The 3,639-nt window shown below is 69.1% G+C and carries 3 protein-coding genes and 1 pseudogene; 2 read left to right on the forward strand and 2 right to left on the reverse strand.

What is annotated here, in order from left to right; translation table 11 throughout:
* Together E4L96_RS23585 and E4L96_RS07395 are read left to right on the forward strand one after the other, a co-directional pair.
* The coding region (locus E4L96_RS23585; protein ID WP_167758625.1) for a hypothetical protein at window positions 1–202 on the forward strand (202 nt) is incomplete at its 5' end.
* A 155-nt stretch (window positions 203–357) separates the two neighbouring features.
* Window positions 358–2,145, forward strand: a complete 1,788-nt coding sequence (locus tag E4L96_RS07395) for an alkaline phosphatase D family protein (protein ID WP_135206572.1) — start codon at window positions 358–360, stop codon at window positions 2,143–2,145.
* 98 nt (window positions 2,146–2,243) lie between these two features.
* Here E4L96_RS07395 and E4L96_RS07400 read toward each other — a convergent pair whose 3' ends face one another.
* Together E4L96_RS07400 and E4L96_RS23590 are read right to left on the reverse strand one after the other, a co-directional pair.
* Window positions 2,244–2,960, reverse strand: a complete 717-nt coding sequence (locus E4L96_RS07400; RefSeq protein ID WP_135206573.1) for a substrate-binding periplasmic protein — start codon at window positions 2,958–2,960, stop codon at window positions 2,244–2,246.
* Between the two features lie 233 nt (window positions 2,961–3,193).
* Window positions 3,194–3,639, reverse strand: a pseudogene (locus E4L96_RS23590) (hypothetical protein); the annotation flags it as partial.

Here is a 3,639-nt window from a genome sequence, read left to right on the forward strand (position 1 = left end):
GAGCCGGGCGTCCCGGGCGGGCTGGCTGGCGGCCTTCGGGCTCGGTCCCGGGCGGCTGCGCCTGCACACCAGCCGCGGCGACTTCCTGTTCGGCGCCGCCCTCACCGACGACGACATCACCCGCCTGGTCTGGCGCCTGACGCCGATCTGCCGCGAGAACCTGCGGCCGCGCGGGCCGGCGCACAATCACCGGCACCATTGAGCCGCTGCGGTCGGCTACCTCTTTCACCCTGCCCTGCCCTTGCGCGGCGCCAAGCGGCGCTGGCGTCTTTCCGCAATCTCTTTGTCATAAATTAACAATACCATCACGGAGGTGAGGGATAAGCTTGACCGAAAGACAAACTCAAGGAGACCTGGATGGACCGCCGCAGCTTTTTACGCAGCACGATGTATTTCACCGTGGTCGGCGCCAGCGCCGGCCTGGCTGGTTGTGGCAACGGCGGCGACGATGGCAATGACGGCAGCCCGCGCGGCAGCTACATGTTCCCGCAGGGCGTGGCCAGCGGCGATCCGAAGGACACCAGCGCCGTGTTCTGGACCCGCTGCCTTTCGCGCGGCCCGTCCACGGCCGATGTGCCGCTGCGGCTGGAGGTGTCGGCCAGCGACCGCTTCGAGACGCTGGCCGCGTCGGCGCAGCTGGCTGCCACCGGCGTCTACGACCACACGGTGCGCGCCAAGGTCACCGGCTTGAGCCCAGGCACGCATTACTTCTACCGCTTCGTGGCGGGGCAGGATTCCAGCGTGATCGGCGAATTGCGGACCGCGCCCGCCCCCTCCTCCACGCCGGCCAAGGCGCGCTTCGCGTGGATGACCTGCCAGGACTGGAGCATCAACCACTGGGGCGCGCTGGAGCTGATGCTGGCCGAGGACCTCGACTTCGTGGTCCACGTGGGCGACTACATTTATGAGAGCGTGGGCGCGGCCTTCCAGAGCGGGCGCGCGGAGCCGGCGCATGCGGCGATCGCCCTGCCGGATGGCCTCAAGCAGGGGCCGGCCGTGGTTGCGAACACGCTGGCCGACTACCGCACCCTGTACCGCACCTACCGCACCGACCCGCGCCTGCAGGCCGTGCACGCGCGCTATCCGATGATCGCGATCTGGGACGACCACGAATTCTCGGACGACTGCTGGCAGGACCACCAGACCTACACCAACGCCAACCCGCGCGAGACGGCGCGGCGGCGCGCTGCCAACCAGGCCTGGGCCGAATACATGCCGGTCGATTTCGGCGACGTGTCGTTCGACTTGCAGAACGCGGCCTACGACAACATCCGCATCTACCGCGACTTCCGCTTCGGGAGCCTGATGCACCTGGTGATGACGGACCAGCGCCTGTACCGCGACGACCACGTGATTCCCGAAAGCGGCCTGGCTCTGCTGCTCGGGCACGACCAGGCCAAGGGCGACGACAAGGTCGGCTCGCGCTACTTCGTGCCGCAGCCGCTGCTCAAGCAGTTCGAGGAGCTGGACACGGTGTCGCTCAAGCGCCCGCCGTCGATCCTCGGGCCGACCCAGACGCAGTGGTGGAAGGACACCATGAAAGCCTCCACATCGACGTGGAAGGTGTGGGGCAACGAGGTCACGCTGAACCGCATGTGGGCCGATCTGCGCACAGTGGCGCCGCCGCCCTACAACAACGTCTACATCGTGAATGCGGACGTGTGGGACGGCTACCCCACGCACAAGGCGGAACTCATGACCTATCTGAAGACGCAGGGGATCCGCAACGTGGTCGCCATCACGGGCGACCTGCATGCCTTCCAGTGCGGCGTGGTGCGGGACAATAACGATCCGGCCACGGGCACGCCGGTCGCGGTGGACTTCGTGTGCGCGGGCGTCTCCAGCGACTCGTTCTACCACTACCTGCGCGATGGGGCGCAGGGCACGCCGCTGACGGCGCTGGTGGCCACGCCGCAGGCCTTCGATGGCCTGATCCGGGTGAACAATCCGGACTTCGCGTATGTGGACCACGACGCGCAGGGCTTCGCGCTGGCCGAGGTGACGGCGCAAGCGTTCACAGTCACCTTCCACAAGGTGAAGCCGCTGAATGCCGATGGGTCGAAGCCCGCCGCGCCGCTGCTGAAGAAGACCCGCATCACGCTGGCCGCGGGGAGCACGGTGCCGAAGGTGGAAGACAACGTGTGACCTGACGGCGCGGGCGTGCTGCGGGCCGCAGCCACCGGCCGGCCTGGCGGCTCGGCCATCTGGCTGCCGTTGGCGCCCGCGCAGCGTAGGCCTCGCTGCTAGCGGTAGCGGGCGAGGATCGCGTCGATGCGGCCGTCCTTGCGCAGGCGGCTGATGGCGCGGTCCACCTCCGCCAGCGGCAGGCGGCCCGCGAACGACACCGCGCACTGGCCCATGTAGCTGCGCACCGGCAGCGGTGGATGGATGGGCAGTGTGAAGTCGCCGGTCTTGCGATGATAGTCGAGGAAGGTGCGGCCGATCAGCGCATAGTGCATGCGGCCGGCGGCCAGCTTGCGCAGGTTGGCCTCCGTGCTCGGGCTGTCCTCGCGCACGAAGCCGGTGCCCAGCAGCTCGGTCATTTCCGGGTGCGCGAAGCCGAGGACGGTGCCGACCGGCTGGTTGGCCACGTCGGCGACGGCGCGCGGGGCCGGCACGCCGCGGTCCGCGATCAGCACTTCGTCGATGGGAATGAAGGGTTGCGACCAGCCGAAGGGACCAGGCAGCCACTCCTGCCGGTAGCTGCACAGCACATCGGCCTGGCCGGCCGCCAGGGCCGTCACGAGACGCTTGCGCGGCAGCGCCAGGAAGCGCGCCTGCCGCTGCAGGGCGCCCGCCAGCGCATCGCCGATATCTTTATGGATGCCCGCGGCCAGCCGCCCGCGCTCGAAGCGCGCCATCGGCATCTCCGTGCCGGTATCGACCAGCACCACCAGCTCCTCCGCCAGCGCGCTGGTCGCCGCCAGCGCGAGCGCGATTCCCCCCAGCACCGCCTTCATACCGATCCCCCACTGATCAGCCTGCTGCTTATCCTACACCCCTCAGCCGGGGTCCGTCCCTCTTCCCAGAGCGGGGTACGTCCCCATTCCCGACATAGACGGGTTAAGCGTTTCTAACCGGTTGGGTGACAGGGTACGTCCCCGCTCCGGGGGCGGGGTACGTCCCCGGTGGGACCGGTTTGATAATGTTATGGAGAATAAGGCGTTATGGGGGGCGCTGCGGAATTGTCCGGTCAGGCGCTGGTGAGGCGGTGCAGGACTTCGCGGGCCAAGGTGGCGGAGGCGGCGCGCTGCTCGGCTTCGGCACTGCTCTCTTCGGCCAGCTGGCACTCGACGCGCTCGGTCTCGATCTTGCCTTGCAGGGCCGCCAGGGCGGCGGCTTCGGCGGTGGCGCGGCGCTGCTCCAGCTCGAGCAGTTCCTGGCGCGCGCGCGCCATCTCCTGCGTGGTCAGGGCGACCTTGCGCTGCATCTCGGCGTGCGCCTGGGCGGTTTCGAGCAGCAGGCGCTGGGCGTTGCGCTTGTCCACGGCGGCCTGGGCGGCGATCTCCTCGGCCACTTCCTGCTGGCGGGCCAGGTCGGCCTTCTCCTGCTCGGCGGCGGCGCGCGCTTCGGCCGCGGCGACGGCGGCTTGTTCGGCTTCGATGCGGGCGGCGGCAGCAGACTCGGCCAGCGCGTGGG

Source organism: Zemynaea arenosa (assembly GCF_004614185.1).
Classification (GTDB): Bacteria; Pseudomonadota; Gammaproteobacteria; order Burkholderiales; family Burkholderiaceae_D; genus Telluria; species Telluria arenosa.